Genomic DNA, 17,583 nt, shown 5'->3' on the forward strand with positions numbered 1-17,583 from the left:
GGCGTCGTCGTTTCGCGGGTCACCCAAGGCTCTCGTTCCGGCGTGCGCCCCACACCGCCAGCCCGGCCACCAGGACGAGAACGCCGGCCAGCCACAGGATGCCCTGGAGCGGCAGGGCGTCGACGATCGCGCCGCCGGCCAGCGCGCCGAGACCGATCGAGAGGTTGAACACCGCCACCCACAGCGCGGAGGCCTCCTCGACCGCCTGCGGCGCGACCTTGATCATCCACGTCTGGAGGCTCGTGGAGACCCCGCCGTACACCAGGCCCCAGACGACGAGCAGCGTCACCCCGCCCGCACCGGTGAGCCCTGCCACGGGGAAGAGCAGCATGGTCACCCCCAGGGTGACGGCGATGACGAGGACCGTGCGATGGAGCCGTTTCGCCACGACGGCGCCCGCGACGAAGTTCCCCACGATGCCCGCCACGCCGAATCCGAACAGCAGCGGCCCGACGAGCTGCTCGTCAATGCCGGACAGGTCCCGCAGCACGGGACCGATGAACGTGTAGGCCGAAAAATGGCCGGTCACGATCAGGAACGTCGCCAGGATGCCGACCCGGACGCCCTGGTTGCGGAACTGACCGGCCAGCCGCCGCAGGCCGACGGGCTGAGCGGCGGTCAACGGTGGCAGCACGGCCAGCAACGCGACCAGCACGGCGAGCGCGAGGGCGCTCAGCGCGCCGAACGCGATCCGCCAGCTCGCCAGCCCGCCGATCATCGTGCCGATGGGGACGCCGAACACGTTCGCGGCCCCGACGCCACCGAAGATGATCGCAGTGGCCCGCGGTACGTGCGAGGCCGCGACGAGCCGTACGGCCAGACCGCCGGCGATGGCCCAGAACCCGCCGATCGCCACCCCGACCAGCACGCGGGCGGCGATCAGGAGCGGATAGTCCGGGGCCAGGGCGGAGGCCAGGTTGGCGAGCGTCATGAGCCCCATCAAGGCGACGAGCAGGAGCCTGCGATCCAGCCTGCCGACGAGCACCGGCACGACCGGCGCCGCGACGGCGGCGACGATGCTGGGGACGGTGACCATCAACCCTGCCGCGCCCTCGGACACCGACAGCGCCGATCCGACGGGGGTGAGCAGCCCGATGGGGAGCTGCTCGGCCGTCACCAGGAGAAATGTGCCGAAAGCCACGGCGGACACCGCGATCCAATGATTCCTCGCCGACGGGTCCCGCCCGGTCGTCGTGGGGTGCGTTGCCGTCACGTCGTATCTCTCCTCTCTCATTTGGGAGCGATCGCTCCCATGCGACGACACACCCTAATACGGGAGCGATCGCTCCACAACGTTGGTAGAGTGGCGGCCATGGCACGGCCGAGGGAGTTCGACGAGCAGGACGTGGTCGCCAAGGCGACCCGCCTGTTCTGGCGTCGTGGCTACCATGCCACGTCGGTCCGCGACCTGGGCTCCGAGCTCGGCCTCAAGCAGAGCAGCCTGTATCGGACCTTCGACGACAAGCACACGCTGTTCTTGCGGACGCTGGACCACTATCGGGCGACCGAGTCCACCCAAGCCGAAGAGCAGCTCACCGCCCCCGGTCCCAGCCTCGAGGTCCTGCGGGAGTGGCTGATCTGGATGATCAGCCACGAGGCCGGACTCGGTTGCTTCGTGGTCAACACGGCTGCCGAACTCGGCACCACCGACGCCGAGGTCCGGCAAAGGACCGAGGCCGCGTTCGACGTCACCCGGAAAACCCTGGCGTCGCTGCTGCGCCGCGGCATCCGCGACGGCGACCTGCCCGCCGCATTGGACGTCGACGCCGCGGTGGAGGTGCTGTTCACGACGGTGCTCGGACTGCGAGTACGCGAACGCGCCGGACATGACCCCCAACGGCTCGCCACGGCCATCGACTTCACGATCAAAACGCTCGCGACATCCGCGATCTGACTCGCATACCGCCCGCCATCGCCGGAAACCCACCTGGCAGCGGCACGGCCGCCCTGGGATTCCCGGGCGCCGCGCGGTCGTGCTGGTGCTGCTGCTCACGCGCCCATGCCGTCCAGGATCGCGCCCGACCGCCTGCCCGGCGGCCGAAATGTGGGCCTGCGGGTCATCCGGCCACCGCGTACGTGGCCGAGACGGTGCCGGTCCGGTAGCTGTGCGAGGCCAGGAGCGTGCAGGTCAGCCGGTCGCCGTCGTCCTCGAACTCCGCAACGATCTTCCTCATCGACATCCCTCTGTTTCCTGGGGCTTCCCGCTGTTGCCGGCAACTCTGACCCGACAGGCCGTACCAGGACATCCGTGAAGATCACCCGACTACTACGGAGTCGACACTGATTCGCCGCTGAGAAGCACCTACGCCACAATGGGCCGTATGGTCCCTGGCGAGCCGCGGGAGGTCTCGCCCCGCGAGGCCGAGGTGCTGGCGGGCTTGGCCGAGCACCTGACGAACGCGCGGATCGCGCACCGGCTGCAGATCTCGGTCCGTACCGTGGAAAGTCACGTCTCCTCGCTGCTGCGCAAGTACGGCGTGGCCAACAGGGCGGCCCTGGTGGCCCTGAGCGGGCATCAGCCGTCCCCTTCGGCCAGGCCGGGGCACGTTGAGGGGATCCCGGTCAGCCACACGTCCTTTATCGGACGCCGGCAGGAGCGGCAGGGGGCGCTGGCGGCGTTGACAGACGCCGCGCCGGTCTGCCTGGTGGGGCCCGGCGGTGTCGGCAAGACCCGGCTGGCCGCCGTGCTGGCGCAGGCGGCCTCGGCGTCGTTCCCCGCCGGCGGGGCGTTCATCGATCTGACCCCGGTCGGCGAGGGGTTCGTCCTGCGGACCGTGGCTGACGCGCTGGGCCTGGCCGAGCGCCCTCCCCAGCCGCTGGAAAGCGTGGTCGCCGAACGGCTCGCGCTGGGACGGTCGCTGCTGGTCCTCGACAACTGCGAGCACCTGCTGGACGAGGTCGGCGACCTGGTGGAGAGACTGCGCTCGGACTGCCCCCAGGCGGGGATACTGATCGCGAGCAGGGAGCGGCCGGGCCTGCCCGGCGAGCGGGTCATCACGGTGCCGCCGCTGGCGGGGGAGGCCGAGACGCTGTTCCTGGACCGGGCACGCGCGATCGATCCAGGGTTCGCCGCGGAGCCCGCGGTCATCGCCGAGGTGTGCGCCCGGCTCGACGGGCTGCCGCTGGCGATCGAGCTGGCCGCCTCGCGGGTCGCCGTACTGGGCATCGACGCCCTGCGGGTGGGGCTGCAGGACCGGCTTCGGCTGCTGTCGGGCGCGCGCGGCAGGCCGCCCCGGCACCGCTCGTTGCGCGCGGTCATCGGCTGGAGCTACGACCTGCTGGAAGAGGAGGAACGCGCGCTGCTGCGCCGCCTGGCGGTGTTCGCGGGCGGGTTCGACCTGGCGGCGGCCACGGCGCTCATGCCGGACACGCCGCCCAGCGCGACGGCCGACGTCATCGGCCGGCTGGCCGACAAGAGCCTGCTCGGGGTGGTGGGCGGTGGCCGGTGGCGGCTGCTGGAGACCATCAGAGCCTTCGCCGCCGACCGGCTCGCGGACAGTGGCGAGACCGAGGAGACGCTCCAGCTCCGTCTGCGCTGGGCCGCGGGCACGGCCTCGACGCTGGAATCACGGCTCGACGGCAACTGGGCACCGCAGTTCGACCTGGTGACCGACGATCTGCGGGCCACGCTTGCCGACACGCCCGCCGTACCGGACCGGCAGGCTCATGGCCTGGCCAGGTCGCTGGCGCATCTGACGTTCGCCCGGCGCTTCCATCGGGAGGCGATCGGCCACTACCTGGCCGCCGCCGACCGGGCCCGCGACGCCGCGGACGGTCACCAGGACCTCCTGAGCGCGGCCGCCACGGCCGTCTCGATCGCCGACGGTCCACTGGCCTTCCGCCTGCTGATGCGCGCCGCCGACCAGGTTGAACCCGCCGACCAGACCGACCAGGCTGAAGCCGCCGGGCTGCGCGCCGCCACGCTCTCCTCCGCCCTCGTGGTCACCCACCGCTACAGAGGCGCGCACGACCGCGACCCGATGTCCGAACACCTGCCGGCGCTGATCGACAAGGCGACCGTCGGCACCGCCGCTGCCGATTCGCGCACCGCGGCGCTGGTGGCGATCGCGCGGGCCTGGGACCAGGACGGCCTCGAATTCGCCCGTTCCGCCGTCGAGGCCGCCCGTGAGTGCGGCGACGTCATCGTCCTCCTGAGCGCGCTGGACGTGCTCACGCGCGCGTACGCGCGGGCCGGCCGGATGCGCGCCGTCCAGCGGATCTGCCGGGAGCGGCTCACGCTCATCGAGCACCTGCCGGCACACGAGCCGTCCGCCGCGGCCGAGATCGTCGACACCTTCCACTCCGCCGCGCGGGCGGAGCTGTGCGTCGGCGACCTGCCGGCCGCGCTCGCCGTCGCCGACCGCGCGCAGCGCGAGGACCCCATCGGCGAACACCCTTACCTGTCCATCCCCAAGACCATCCGACCGCTCGCCCTGAGCGGTCGTTTCCCGGAGGTCTTCCAGCAGGCGCCCGCCATGTGGGAGGCCTGGCATCAGGCAGGCAGCCCGCGCAGCGCCTGGATGTCGACCGCGATCTCCGCCGCGGCGCTCGCCCACGGGCTGGCAGGCACCGGCGAGTTCGACCTCTGGCGCTCGCGCGCGCTGGAGATGGCCAGGATGGAGGACGCGGCCTCCTCGCCGGTCCTGGCCCCCTTCGCCGCCTTCGTCGACGCCAGGGTCGCCGTCCACACCCGCGCCTACCATCAGGCCGCCGCACTGGTCGAGCGCGCGTTCGCCCCCTTCGCCGTGCGCTGGTACGAGGCCTACGCGCGCTCCGCCGGAGCCGAGCTGGCGGTCGTCGCCGGCTTGCCGGCGGCGGCCGAACGGCTCGCCGCCGCCATGCCGTACGCCGAACAGAACGACTGGGCGGCCGCCTGCTTGGCCCGTACCCGCGGGATCCTGCACGGCGACCGCGACGCGCTGGCAGAGGCGGTCGAACGGTGGACGTCGATCGACGCCCGATTCGAGCGCGCCTGCACGCTGCGTTTGCTGCCCGGCCGCAAACCGTAGGCTCGGGTCAGCACCAGCGCTGCGAGACCCCCTGAGCAGGGCGGCAGGCGCAGCGGCCCGATCACCCCGCAAACCGGCTGCGGCCGGGCCGGGGGAGCGGTGGTCAGCTCGGGATCGGGCTGCCCTCGCAACCTCTGCCGATCCGGCCCGTCTCGAAGTACCGCACCACGTCGGCGGCGCACTTGGGCACCCGCGTGGTTGACACGTGCACGTCGTCGGCGACCGTGTAGACGGTGCCGCCGATGGCGCGCTGCGTCTGCAGCGTCCAGTCGTAGGCGGACATGAACTCGTGCAGGTGCCCCGCCAGCACCAGCGACCCGCTGCCCCGCTTCAACGTGGCCTGCTGCACCGGCAGCGGCCAGCCGGGACACATGGCAGGCACTCCCCAGGCCCGGCCGGTCGCCGGATGGCGCTTCACGAGCTGCTGGTACTCACGCCAGGCGGTGTCGAAACCGGCCCGGCTGCTGTCCTCGTTGCACGCGACGGCCAAGTTCATGGTCATGTTCAGCGTTTCGGGCGCGCCGGGAACGGACGGCCCCATCATCGGCGCGCCGAGCAGCTCCTTGACGGTGGCCGGGGCGGTGGCGCCCGTCGCCGTCCGCAGCTCGGCCAGCGCCTTGCCCGCGCGTACCCACTCGGTCGAGTTGCGCCTGGCCAGGTCGGCGACGGCCGAACCGTCGACGGGCCGCTGCAGGTCGGTGTAGGTCTTGGGGCTCTTGTCGTACGCGCGGACCAGCTTCGCCACCTCCTCGCGCACCTGCCGAGCGGTGGCACCGAGACCGTAGGTCCCGTCGCGGCGGGCCAGCCAGGCGGCCATGCGCCCGAAGTTACGCTCGGCCGCCTCCGCGGCGCCCTTGGCGTGCTCGTCGATACGGGTCCACGGCGGCGCCACGCTGTCCAGGAAGGCCCGGCCGGTGTGCCCGGGATACAGGCTGCGGTACACCATGCCCAGGTAGGTGCCCCAGGAGAAGCCGAGCAGGTTGAGGCTGCGCTCGCCCAGCGCGGTCCGTACCAGATCCAGGTCCTTGGCCACGTTCTCGGTGGTGAGCTGTCCGAGGAAGGCGGGGTCGGAGCGTCCGCACTTCTCGTTGGAGGCGACCTGGGCGTCGTAGATCTTCCTGGCCGTCTCCTTGGTCAGCGCGCCGGGCTCCTGCGGGCCCTGCGGTGAGAGGGGGCAGGCGACCTTGGTGCTGTACCCGACGCCGCGCGGGTCGAAGCCGATGATGTCGTACCGCTCGTTGAGCCCGGCCATCTCCTCGTTCCTGAGCGCGGCCCGCAGTACCGGGTCCAGGTATCCGCTGTTGCCCGGCCCGCCCGGCAGGACGGCGACGGCGCCGAGCCGGTGGGCCTCGTCCGTGGCGGCCAGCCGGGTCACCGCGATGTCGATCTTTCGCCCGCCGGGGTCACGGTGGTTCAGCGGGACGCTGACCGTCCCGCACTCCAGGCGCTTCATCAAGGAGCGGAAGGCCGCGACCTTGTCCTCCGCCACGCCCAGGCCGCGGATCACCTCATCGGAGTAGGCCGGACAGGATTTCCACTGCACGGAAGACACGGGGTTCGAGGTGGCGCTCGCCGCGGAAGGATGCGCCACCAACCCAGCCAGCGCCAGGGCCAGCGCCGCCAGTGAAGTTCGGTACGTCATGGGGGCCAGTAATAGAGCAGGAGCTGTTTCGTCACCGTTTCCGTGAGGACGGTCGCCGATCAACGCTCCACTGGATTCGGGAGCCCGAGCATCACTCCAGGGGCAGGGGGCGGCGTGGTACGGGCGCGGTGTGGATGAGAGACGTGGTCGTGTGACCGTACGGGGTGAACAGGTCGAGGATCGGTTCGAGCTCGTCGACCGCCCGCAGGTGCATCGTGAAGTAGAAGCAGTCGTCGCCCGTCATCCGGTAACACTCGACGATCTGGGGAACTTCCTGGGCGATCTTGGAGATGCGGTGCAGTTCCCGGAGCGCCGGGCGGATGCGAACCATCACGGTGACCGGAAAGCCCAGGGCCCGCGGGTCGACCTCGGCGTGATAGCCGGTGATCACTCCGGTCTCCTCCAGCCGCTGCACCCTGTCGGCCACCGCGGGGGCCGACAGGGCGACCCGGCGGCCCAGCTCGGCGAAGCTCACTCTGGCGTCGACCTGCAGCTCGGCGAGGATACGAAGGTCGAGGGCGTCGATCCCCTTGGATTCGTATGCCCGCTCGGGTCTGATCTTTCGATTCGCCATTCTCCTAAATTACGGGCTGGCCGACGATAGGGGTCATGCCGCCCGGCATCGACGGGCCGGCCGGCCGCCATGCTGGTCGCCTGCGTGTTCGCCGCTCCGTCGGGAACTTTCGGCCTCCGGTGAAGACCGCGCTCTCACAGGAAGGTAAGACGACATGCAATACGTGAAGCTGGGCTCGTCAGGACTGCAGGTCTCCCGGATCTGCCTGGGCATGATGACGTACGGCGATCCGGGTTCTCGGGAGTGGATGCTGCGCGAGGACGCGGCCGAGCCGATCGTGCGGCGCGCGGTCGAGGCCGGTGTGACGTTCTTCGACACCGCCGACATGTACTCCGACGGCGTGAGCGAGGAGATCACCGGGCGGCTGCTCGGCAAGCTCTTCGCCCGCCGCGACGACTACGTTCTCGCCACGAAGGTCTACTTCCCGACAGGGCCGGGCCCGAACGACCGAGGGCTGTCCCGCAAGCACGTGCTGTCCGCCATCGACGCCTCGCTGACCAGGCTCGGAACCGACTACGTCGATCTGTACCAGATCCACCGCTGGGACGACGAGACGCCGATCGAGGAGACCATGGAGGCCCTGCACGACGTGGTGCGGGCCGGCAAGGCGCGTTACATCGGCGCCTCCAGCATGTACGCCTGGCAGTTCGCCAAGGCGCAGCACACCGCTCAGGCGGCCGGCTGGACCAAATTCGCGTCGATGCAGAACCACTACAACCTCGTGTACCGGGAGGAGGAGCGAGAGATGCTCCCGCTCTGCCTGGACCAGGGAGTGGGCGCCATCCCATGGAGCCCGCTGGCACGCGGACTGCTCACCGGGAGCCGCCACCGCGACGGCCGGCGGCGCACGGTCCGATCCGGCAGCGACCCGCTGGCCGACAGCATGTACGAGGACGCGGACTTCGACGTCGTCGACGTGTTGCGCGCGGTCGCCGACGAACGAGGACTGCCTCCGGCGCAGCTTGCGCTCGCATGGCTGCTCGGGAGACCTGGTGTGAGCGCGCCGATCGTCGGGGCGAGCAAGGTGGGTCATCTGGACGATGCCATCGCGGCGGTGGAGGTGTCCCTGAGCGAAGAGGAGGCGGCCCGCCTGGAGGCCCCGTACCGGCCACATCGAATCATCGGGCACTCCTGAAAGCCGGTCGCCGCCACTCCGCCTACCTCGAGGGATCCGCGGCACTCGCTCTGCCCCCAGCGCGGCAATGCTGATCTGGCGGGGCCGGCGCGGTCCTCTAGTTCTCTCTCCCGTTCTGCGCTGCCCGGTCCGATTCGGGCAGCTGCCAGTCGGCCGTCCACAGCCGCGTTCCCGAGCGGCGGTCGAGGCGGCGCAGGAACGACAGGACGCCCGCGGTGCCGGTGCTCCAGGTGTAGGCCGCCTTGTCGAGGTCGTTGCCGGGGAAGACCGGCTGCGCCGGCTCGCCGCCGGCCCGTACCAGCATCTGCTCGGCGATGTCCTCGGCGTGGCGCCAGTAGTCGTCATCGCCCGTGACCATCGCCAGGTCGATCAGCGCTTCGCCGATGCCGGCCAGGCCGCAGCACTGAGAGACCACCCAGGCTTGCGGGGCGACGACCAGGCACGCCCGCGCGCCCCGCTCGGCCAGCTCCAGGTAGCGGTCCTCGCCGTACGCGCGGGCCGCGCGGGCCAGCGTGCCGGTGATGCCCGACATGCCCTGGCACCAGGAGGCCCCCATGGCTCGGGCATCCGGGCCGTGCAATTCGCCGATCAGCGCCTCGGCCTGGACGGCCAGCGCCGCCAGCCGCTCCCGGGCCGCCTCGCCCGCCGCTCGGTCGCCGGTGGCCGCGTGGTAGGAGAGCAGGAAGTCCGCGCAGCCCGCGTCTCCGTGGGCGTACGCCGTGTCGACCGACACGCCGGAGCCGGGCTGGGCGGGTGCCACGGCGTCCTGCGACCGCGTGACCTCACCGGCGATCAGCAGCCGGGCGCACTCGGCGGCGATCCGCAGATGCCGGGCATCGCCGGGGTCGATGGCGGCCAGGGCCAGATGGCCCGAGCCGATGCCTGCCACGCCGTGTGCCTGGTCGGCCCGCTGCGGGCCGTCGATGGTGACGGGGGCCGGCGCCGCCAGATCCGGCGCGGCGCTCAGACGGGCCGCGGTCAGGAACAGCGCGGTGCCGGTACGGCCGAAGTACAGCGAGGGCGGGAGCTTGGCGGGCGGCATCACGCGGGCCGTCCACCGGGCCAGGTCGGCGGCCACGGCCTTGGCCTCCGGGTGGTGCAGCAGTTCCATGCCGACTCCGGCACTGCCGCCGTAGACGTTGGTCACCGGCGGGCTCTCCCGGCGGGCGTCCTCGGGCGCGGCCATCAGCTGCTCGGCGAAGGCCGCGCACTCGCGCACGGTGTGGTCGAGCGCCTTGGACAGCAGTTCCCCGGTGAGCCTGGGCGGGGAGGGCAGCTTCCACCGTCCCGCCTGCGGCTGTTCGGTGGCGGGCTGCCCGTCGCCGAGGCCGGTCACGGCCGGTACGGGGCGCGGCCGGTCGGCAGGAGCCGGTCCGTGGGCGGGTCTGAGCTCGGCGGCGGCGGCGGTGCGGTCGGCGGGGTCGAGGCTCAGCAGGCCGGGCAGCAGGCCGAGGACGCCCGTCGTGACGTCCGGGAACATCCCCGCCAGGCACATGAGCGTGCGCTCGACGTTGCGGACCGGGTCCGGGCCGATCATGATCGGGTTCATCCCGGTGGCCGCGAAGAACAGGGTGGCGCCCAGCGAGAAGTAGTCGTCGGCGGGCACGGAGGCACGGTCGGTGTGCTGGTCGGGAACGCTGTAGCCGCGGCTCCAGCCGGGCAGCTGCAGCCCGTCGTACCTGCTGTTGCCGAAATCGATCAGGGTGCAGCGGCCGTCCTCGCCGAGCACGACGTTCTTGGGCGACAGGTCGCGAATGACGACGCCGTGCGCGTGCACCGCGTCGATCACCTCCAGCAGCCGGACGGCGAGTGTGCCGAGGTCGCGCTCGCCGGTGGCGGGCTCCTCGGTGAACAGGCCGTTCTCCGCGACGAATCGGTTGAGGTCGCGGCTGCCCGCGTCGGTCATGACGAGGAACTCGTCCTCGCCGTGCCGGAAGTGGTCGATCGGCTCCGGAACGCCTGCCACGCCCGTGAGCGCCTGCAGGACGCGCAGCTCGTTGCGGAGGTACATCCGCAGGTCCCAGCCCTCGACGTTCTCCCCGACGTACGCGCGGGCCTCCTTGACCACGACCCGCCGCCCGGCGGCGTCGGTGGCGCGGTAGACGTTTCCGCGCGGGCCACGCACGACGCCGGACGTCACGCGGTACCGGCCGCCGATGAGCCGCCCGCCGCCGCCGTCGGCGGCCTGCCCGGTTGTCTGCCCAATTGTCTGCGCGGGCGGCAGTGTTCCCAGCGTTCCCAGCGTTCCCGGCGACGGCCGTTCGTCAGGCTCCGACGGGCCGGCCCCGGCAGGCTCCGTGGGACGGAACGGGTCGGTGGCCCAGGGCGGGCAGGTGAACTCGGGGCCGGCCGCGCCCGGCAGTTGCTCGCCGTCCGGCCCGATCACGATCAGCTCGAAGTCGCCGTTCTCGTCCACGCGGTACTGCGGGGCGAACGGGGCATACCTGTAGTACACCGGAGCGTCGGGGCGGACCCGCCGATCGCTGACGATGCGCGGGGCCGACAGCCCGGACAGGGTGTCGGCGAGGGCGTGGCCCAGTTCGACCACCGCGTCCTGCTCCGGGTAGACCGTCATGGCCTTGCCCACGGCTCCCGGGTCGACGTCGCCGGAGTTGAGCTCCATGAGCCTGTGGGTGGAGCGGGCGACCTTGAAGGCGCAGCCGGTGCCGGCCAGGATCGGCAACGCGCGGTCAAGGGTGCCGTTGAGGGTGCCGGGACGTGCGGAAATGTGGATTTTCCAGCCCTGCAACGGAATGTCGTGGTGAGGGTCGTGAACGCTGATCCACGTGTCGTCCTCGTATATTTCCCTACCATTCGACTCTGCAAATTGGGTAAGGCGGTCGAGCACATTAAAGTCCACGGTCATCCCTCGATAACGGAGCGCATCGGCCTGATATGAGAAAAAGGCCATCAGAGCACCGCCGACGGCCTTTCCCCAGCACCTCTCGTCACCACGCTTGACCGCGTGGGATCAGGTGCTTCACACGATGGACGGGCAGCACGGGAAGCTGCTGCAGACCGTACGCTTGCAGGTGTTGACGCAGGCCTGGGGGCCGTGGAGCAGCTTGTTCAGCTCGCCTTCGAAGTCGACGGCGAGGTCTTCGTACTCCAGGACTCCGGCGTCGCGGGGCTCCAGGGCGAGGACCGACATGAGGGCTCCTTCCTTGGCCACCTATGGGCGGCCGATGTAGGGATCCGAGCCTCGGGATGGCGCCGGTAGGCACCTTTCCCGCGCTCCGCCTGCGACCGGGAACCGGTTAGATGTTCCCGCGTCGCAAGCAAACGGACGCATTATGTGCATATATCCGGAAGCATGTCCAGAGGTAGCCGTAACAGCCAAAAATGTGTTTACATGCGCCTTTACAGTGGGAGTTGGATCTTCTAGATTGACGTGCGTGATGGGGGGATCTCTGGCGCGCCGGTTTCCGAACGGCGCCCTCGCGTGAGGCTCTGGCGTCGCCGACGCAGGACGAGCGTCCCGGACGACCGTTCAGGGCTCATGGTCGCGTACTGGGAGAGCCACGACGAGCACCTGCTGACCGCCACCCTCGGCACGATCGCCCGCAGGCTGCCGTCCTTGGTGGCCGCCGCGCTGCGGATGGCGTGGGAGGCCAGTCCCCGCGACACGGTCGTGGCCCTGGCGGGCAACCTCGCGGCCGGCGTCTTCACGGTCTTCGGCCTGGTGGCCACCTCCGACGTGCTGGCCTCGCTGCTGGCCGCCGGTCCCACACCCGATCGGGTATGGACCGCGCTGCCCTCGCTGCTGCTCGTGGCCGCCGCCACCGGGTTGCGCGGAGCGCTGCTGGCCGGTGCCGGATGGGCGCAGGCCAGGCTCAAACCGCTGGTCGAACGGCTGGCCGAGACCCGCCTGTTCGAGCTGACCACCCGGGTGGAGCTGGCCGCGTTCGACGACCACGACTTCCACAACGCGATGCGCCGGGCCCGCGACAGCGGCGTGCCCGACACCGCCACCGTGGTGGAGACGACGATCGCCGCGGTCACCGGCGCGGTGGGCGTGCTGGCCTCGGCCGTGGCGCTCGGCCTGCTGCACCCGGTCCTCATGCCGTTGCTGCTGGTCGCCGCCGTGCCGGCGGGATGGGCCGCAGTACGCATGGCGCGGCTGGGCTACCAGGCGTTCTACCGGCTGTCCGCCGCGCGGCGGCGCAAGTTCATGCTGTCGGACCTGATGGCCGAACGGCAGCCCGCCGCCGAAGTGCGGGCGTTCACGCTCCGAGACTTCCTGCTCGGCCAGTACGCCAAGGTCGCCGACCTGGAACAGGACGTCCAACTCGACGTGGCACGGCGGCGGGCCGCGACCAAGGCGGGCGGCGACCTGCTGACCGGCCTGGCCACGGCCGGCGTGTACGTGGTGCTCGGCGTGCTGCTGGCCATCGGCGTGATCCCGCTGTCAGTGGCCGGCGCGGCCGTGCTGGCGATCAGGACCGGGCAGGTGTCGCTCACCGCCCTGATCCAGACCATGAACCGGCTCTACGAGGCAGGCCTCTACTTCGGCGACTACCTGGCCTTCTGCGAGATCGCCCGGGAGCGCGTCCCCCCGCCGCCGGCAACCCCTGCCGAGCCGGCGCCGTTCAGCCTGCTGACGGCCGAGAACGTCACGTTCACCTACCCCGGAGCCGACCGGCCCGCACTGTCAGGCGTCAGCGTGACGGTCGGCCAGGGCGAGGTCATAGCCCTGGTCGGCGAGAACGGTTCGGGCAAGACGACCTTGGCCAAGCTGCTGGCCGGGCTGTACCAGCCGCAGGAGGGCACGATCCGCTGGGACGGCGTGGACCTCGACGCGTTCGACGGTGACGCATTGCGGCGGCGGATCTCCGTGATCGCCCAGGATCACACGCGCTGGCCGCTCACCGTCCGCGAGAACATCGTCATGGGGCACCCCCTGGAGGAGGATCGGCTTGCCGCCGCCTCCGCCGCGGCGGGTGCCGACGAGGTGGTGGCACGGCTGTCCGACGGCTACGACGCGCTGCTCGACCGCCGCTTCCGGGGTGGCCACGACCTGTCGGGCGGCCAGTGGCAGCGCATCGCCGTGGCACGCGGTTTCTACCGCGACGATGCCGCGCTGGTCATCTTCGACGAGCCGACCTCGGCCCTGGACGCCCGTGCCGAGCACGCCCTGTTCGAGCGGATCCGCGGCCACGCCGCCGGACGCACCGTCGTGCTCATCACCCACCGGCTGGCCAGCGTCCGCTACGCCGACCGCATCTACGTGCTCGACGGCGGCGCGATCGCCGAGCAGGGCACGCACGCCGAGCTGATGGAACGCGACGGCCTGTACGCCGGCATGTACGAGCTGCAGGCCTCGGCCTACCACCAGACGGTGCCATGATCGTCGCCGAGTCGGCGTACCTCGCCGTGACCGCGGTGCTGCTGGTCGCGGCGCTGGTCAAGCTGCGGGACGTGCCCGGCTTCGCCCGGTCGGTGGCCGGCTACCAGGTGCTGCCGGGCAGCCTGGCCCGGCCGGCCGCGGTGGGCGTGCTCGTGGCCGAGCTGGCCGCCGGCGGGCTGCTGCTCGCTCCAGGCGGCCGGCGGTGGGGCGCCGTGGTGGCGGCGGTCCTGTTCGCCGCGTTCCTGGCGGCCATGGCCTCCGTGATGCGGCGCCGGATGGCCGTGGACTGCGGGTGCTTCGGCGGCCGCGACCTCGTCGGGGCCGGCACGCTGCTGCGTACCGGCCTGCTGCTGGTCCTCGCGGTGACGGCGGCTCTGACCGGGCCGGTCGCGTTCGCGCCCGTCCAGCTTCCGGTGGCGGCGGTCCTGCTCGGGCTGTCCTTCCTGCCCGCGCGGCTGCTACGTGCGGAGAGAGCCTCGTACGGGCCGCGTCCCGGCACGCGCTTCGCGCTCAACGGCAGGCCGGAGCCGGCAGGCGACCGGACGATGTACGCGTTGGTCTCGCCGGCGTGCGGGTTGTGCAAGGCGATGCTGCCGGAGTTCGTCGCGACAGCCGACCGCCTGGATGTCGCGCTGGTCAGCGCGGTGGAGGGATACGGTGGCGCCGGGCTGCCCGTGATCGTGGACCCGGAGGTCTTCGACCGCAACGACATCCCGTGGCCGCCGTACGTCGTGGTGACCGACCGCACCGGCACCGTCCTGTCGGCGGGCGGCGCGGCCGATCCGGCACAACTGGAGCAGGTACTGTCTCGCGCCGAGGCGGTCGCTCTCCGAGACGGGCGATGACACGCGGGACGCCTGTCGTGCGCCGGGTGTCGATCTCGCGGCGTCCCGGGTATCGTGATCGACCGGCTGACCGCCCGCCGGCCTCAGGCTTTGAGGGCTCGGTCGATGAGATCACGCATCCGGTGTTCCTCCTCCGAATCGTCGCGGGGCTCGGGCTTGAGCTGGAGCTTGTCCTTGAGTACTTGGGCGAAGGGCTTCATCGACCAGCTGGGGAGGACCTCCGCCGCGCGACGCAGCGCAGCGAGGGCGCCGGTCGCGTCGAGCGTTTCCATGCCTGGCATCGTGAAATCCTTCGCCTGCGCACCCAGGACCGTGAGGGCGTCGAGATCGAGGGATTTCACGCCTGTCAAATTCGTCATCGCGATCAGCTCGCCGGCGAGATAGCGCCGGGTCTCCATCGAGACGCCGGTCGTCGGCGTCGCGAAGAACGTGAGGAGCATCGGCAGCACGTCCGGCTTGTACCGCGCGTTCTGGCACGCGAACGCGCAGTACGAGGCCATGATGCTGGCCCGGTACCGCGCGATGTCGGCATCGGCCTCGTCTTTGACGCCGCCCAGCGCTTTCCAGTGGTCCTTCACGCCCTTCAGGGTCAGGCTGACCTCCGTCGTCGGCTTCTTCTCGCCAGGGGGCATGCCGGTCGCCAGGTGGCCGAGCGCGTAGAAGTACTCGACCATCGCCTGCTTCGACTCGTGGCCGGTGTTGATGCGCGTGTACCAGTCCTCTTGTTGACCTTCTGTCGGTGTTCCCCACGGCCCCGGGATCAGGTCGACGAACGACGTCCGCAGGAACGAGAAGCTGCCGCGCCAGTCGACCAGGGCGAGCTTCTGGAACAGCGCGGCGATCTCGCCCTCGGGCTTCGAGCGCAGGAGCAGGGGGATGCCGTCCACGTACGGAGACCCCAGGTCCGTATGCGTGACCGGCCAGCAGAACCTGTTCACGAACTCGGCGTTACCGGAGGCGCTGCGCATCAGCGCCTGCTCGTCCTGGTTGCCGTGCTTGAGCATGTGTATCACGAGCTGTCCCTCGTCATGCCGGGCGAGATCGAGGTCGAGCTCCTGCAGCCGCGCCTCAGCCTGCGTGCGCTGGGATGCGTAGCCGTCCTGCTTCGACAACACCGTGAGGTCGCCGGCGGCGACCTTGCCGGTGCCGAAGGAGGCGTACTTCTGGAAGCTCTTGCACAGGAACACCTCGAGGCTGCCGTCGGCGATGGCGTCCTTCAGGCCGTTGAGCACCTCGTCGAGCCGGGTCCGGCCGGTGGACGGGTCGAGCCCGTCCTCGACGGTGGTGTCGAGTATCAGCGCGAACGGCGGGTCATCCCGCTTGCGTGTCTTCAGGCTCTTGAGCACGCCATCCACGAGGGTCTTCGCCGGTGACGACTCGAAGGGCGTGCTCGGGTTCAGCGCCGCGACCATGACATCCTCGCGCGGCTTCGCTATCTCCCCCTTCTTGAGGTTGCCGAGCAGCATCCCGGTCTCGAAGTAGTCGATGCCCTCGGTGGGCCGCGAGACCTGGTCGGTGCGCCGCGACGACAGCGCGATGTACAGCGCCGTCCCGAGCGCGTCCATGCCGCTGGTCATGAGGTGGCTGCTGAGCTCGATCTCCCTGCCGACGTACGGCGCGATGCTCGGCGCCCGCTTCAGCAGGACGTCCTGCATCGTCTTCCAATAGTCGACACGTCCGTAGTTCTTGGCAGCGGCGAGCACGACGGCGATCTCGTCCATCATGAGGTCGACCGCGCGCAACGCCGTCGACGGGTTCGGCTCCTCGACGACGATGTCGAGGAGCCGGCTCAGCGAGCGCAGGGCGTCGGCGGTCAGCGCGTCGCGGCGGTCCGGGCCGAGCTTGTCGGTGAGGCCGAGCAGGAGGTGCTCGACCATGGCGCACACCGGCGCCAGCTCGCCCTTGCCGCGCGCGGTGTCCTGCAGACGGGAGAACGCGCTGGAAGTGATGAGCTGCGCGAGGTCGGCGTGCGCGTCGACGGTGAAGTTCGGCGGAAGCGAGGGTTTGCCCGCGTCCATGAGCTCGTAGAGCTGGTACGCCGACGGCGTCGCGCCGATCCCCTCCAGGATCTCCTTCCACTTCAAGGAGGGGTCGCTGGCGCCCCTCAGCACGCTGATGCCCGTATCTCCCTTGAGCGGCCGGATCTCGAGCTTGGCCAGCACCTTCGGGTCCAGCACCATTTCGAGCTTGCGCAGCACTCGCGGGCTGTTGACCAGGATGTCGCCCTCTTGCAGCTTGTGGTCCGCCTGCAGCTTCTCGGCGAAGTCCTCCAGGGCTTCGCCGAAGGACGTGCGCCAGTAGCTGGACTCGACGTCGTGCTGGGTCGTCAGGTTACTCTGGCCGGTGCGCTTGCTGCCCGCCGTACGGAAGCCCACCTGCTTGACGATGTGCTCCTGCGCGGGGGCCGCCACCTTCCTGAGTGCCGTGCGGCGCAGCTCCGAGTACGGCTCCTTGCCGCTGCTGATCAAGGTGATGTCAGCCAACGCCTTTTTGAGGTAGGCGATCGACGAGGCGTCGTCCGCGTCGTCGGTCCGCTTCGCGAGCTCGACCAGGTCGACGGTGCTCTTGACCGGCGTGGCGAGGTCGAGCGCCTCGAACGATTCGTTGCGGCCCGGCGCGCGATCGCCCTCAGGCTGCTTCTGCGGCGTCTTGGGCTTGACGAGACGGACCCCGGCGGTCGCCTTCAGGAAGTCGAGGGCGAGGTTGCCTCTGAGTTGCGTCACGATGAGCCGCGACATCGTGCTGCGCTCATGCGCCGAGCGCTGGGCCAGCATCTCGGCCATGCGCGGCGCGGAGAACGCATTGTCCTGCAGCGCCTTCGCCACCACCTTGGCGGTGGCCGGGTCGGGCTTCTCGGTGAACTTCTGCCAGCCCGGCGGCGTCGATGTGGAGATCGGTGCGGAGGCGACGGACACGTCACGCTTCGTGATAGGCAAGTCAGACATGTCGGATATGCCAGGCGTGATCTTTTCTGGTCCGCCGATCGTTCGCCTGCGCTGACGCTTGTTCTTGGTCGCGCCGATGGTCGGTT

Annotated in this window: 11 protein-coding genes; 5 read left to right on the top strand and 6 right to left on the bottom strand. The window is 70.7% G+C overall.

Annotated features, from left to right (window positions below):
* Positions 1-19: 19 nt before the first annotated feature.
* Positions 20-1,213, bottom strand: a complete 1,194-nt coding sequence (locus tag ACIHFD_RS37550; RefSeq protein WP_397371028.1) for an MFS transporter — start codon at positions 1,211-1,213, stop codon at positions 20-22.
* 99 nt (positions 1,214-1,312) lie between these two features.
* On the opposite strand from ACIHFD_RS37550, the gene ACIHFD_RS37555 reads away from it, so the two are divergent.
* Both ACIHFD_RS37555 and ACIHFD_RS37560 read left to right on the top strand, forming a co-directional pair.
* Entirely contained in the window at positions 1,313-1,894 is a 582-nt protein-coding gene (locus ACIHFD_RS37555; protein WP_397371029.1) for a TetR/AcrR family transcriptional regulator, read from the top strand.
* Positions 1,895-2,321: 427 nt separating this feature from the next.
* The gene (locus ACIHFD_RS37560; RefSeq protein ID WP_397371030.1) at positions 2,322-5,009 is read left to right on the top strand and encodes an ATP-binding protein; all 2,688 of its coding nucleotides are present in this window, start codon (positions 2,322-2,324) and stop codon (positions 5,007-5,009) included.
* A gap of 103 nt (positions 5,010-5,112) precedes the next feature.
* Here the strand turns inward: ACIHFD_RS37560 and ACIHFD_RS37565 are convergent, their stop codons facing one another.
* Positions 5,113-6,651: an alpha/beta fold hydrolase gene (locus tag ACIHFD_RS37565; RefSeq protein ID WP_397371031.1), complete on the bottom strand. Its 1,539-nt coding sequence runs from the start codon at positions 6,649-6,651 to the stop codon at positions 5,113-5,115.
* Between the two features lie 91 nt (positions 6,652-6,742).
* A complete protein-coding gene (locus ACIHFD_RS37570; protein WP_397371032.1) occupies positions 6,743-7,225 on the bottom strand; it encodes an Lrp/AsnC family transcriptional regulator in 483 nt (160 codons plus the stop codon).
* Positions 7,226-7,379: 154 nt separating this feature from the next.
* Between ACIHFD_RS37570 and ACIHFD_RS37575 the strand changes: the two genes are divergently transcribed.
* Positions 7,380-8,360 carry an aldo/keto reductase gene (locus tag ACIHFD_RS37575; protein ID WP_355210397.1) on the top strand — a complete coding sequence of 327 codons (981 nt, stop codon included), beginning with the start codon at positions 7,380-7,382 and terminating at the stop codon, positions 8,358-8,360.
* 97 nt (positions 8,361-8,457) lie between these two features.
* On the opposite strand, the gene lanL is transcribed toward ACIHFD_RS37575, so the two are convergent.
* Positions 8,458-11,271: a class IV lanthionine synthetase LanL gene (lanL, locus tag ACIHFD_RS37580; protein WP_397371033.1), complete on the bottom strand. Its 2,814-nt coding sequence runs from the start codon at positions 11,269-11,271 to the stop codon at positions 8,458-8,460.
* Between the two features lie 69 nt (positions 11,272-11,340).
* Positions 11,341-11,511, bottom strand: coding sequence for an SflA family class IV lanthipeptide (locus ACIHFD_RS37585; protein ID WP_165974944.1), 171 nt, complete (start codon positions 11,509-11,511; stop codon positions 11,341-11,343).
* Positions 11,512-11,802: 291 nt separating this feature from the next.
* On the opposite strand from ACIHFD_RS37585, the gene ACIHFD_RS37590 reads away from it, so the two are divergent.
* Both ACIHFD_RS37590 and ACIHFD_RS37595 read left to right on the top strand, forming a co-directional pair.
* Complete coding sequence (locus tag ACIHFD_RS37590; protein WP_397371034.1) at positions 11,803-13,707, top strand: ABC transporter ATP-binding protein; 1,905 nt, start codon at positions 11,803-11,805, stop codon at positions 13,705-13,707.
* Positions 13,704-14,552: a MauE/DoxX family redox-associated membrane protein gene (locus ACIHFD_RS37595; RefSeq protein WP_397371035.1), complete on the top strand. Its 849-nt coding sequence runs from the start codon at positions 13,704-13,706 to the stop codon at positions 14,550-14,552. The genes ACIHFD_RS37590 and ACIHFD_RS37595 overlap by 4 nt, the downstream gene beginning before the upstream one ends.
* Positions 14,553-14,635: 83 nt before the next feature.
* Here the strand turns inward: ACIHFD_RS37595 and ACIHFD_RS37600 are convergent, their stop codons facing one another.
* A complete protein-coding gene (locus tag ACIHFD_RS37600; protein ID WP_397371036.1) occupies positions 14,636-17,497 on the bottom strand; it encodes a hypothetical protein in 2,862 nt (953 codons plus the stop codon).
* Positions 17,498-17,583: the final 86 nt, after the last annotated feature.

Source organism: Nonomuraea sp. NPDC051941, from assembly GCF_044593615.1.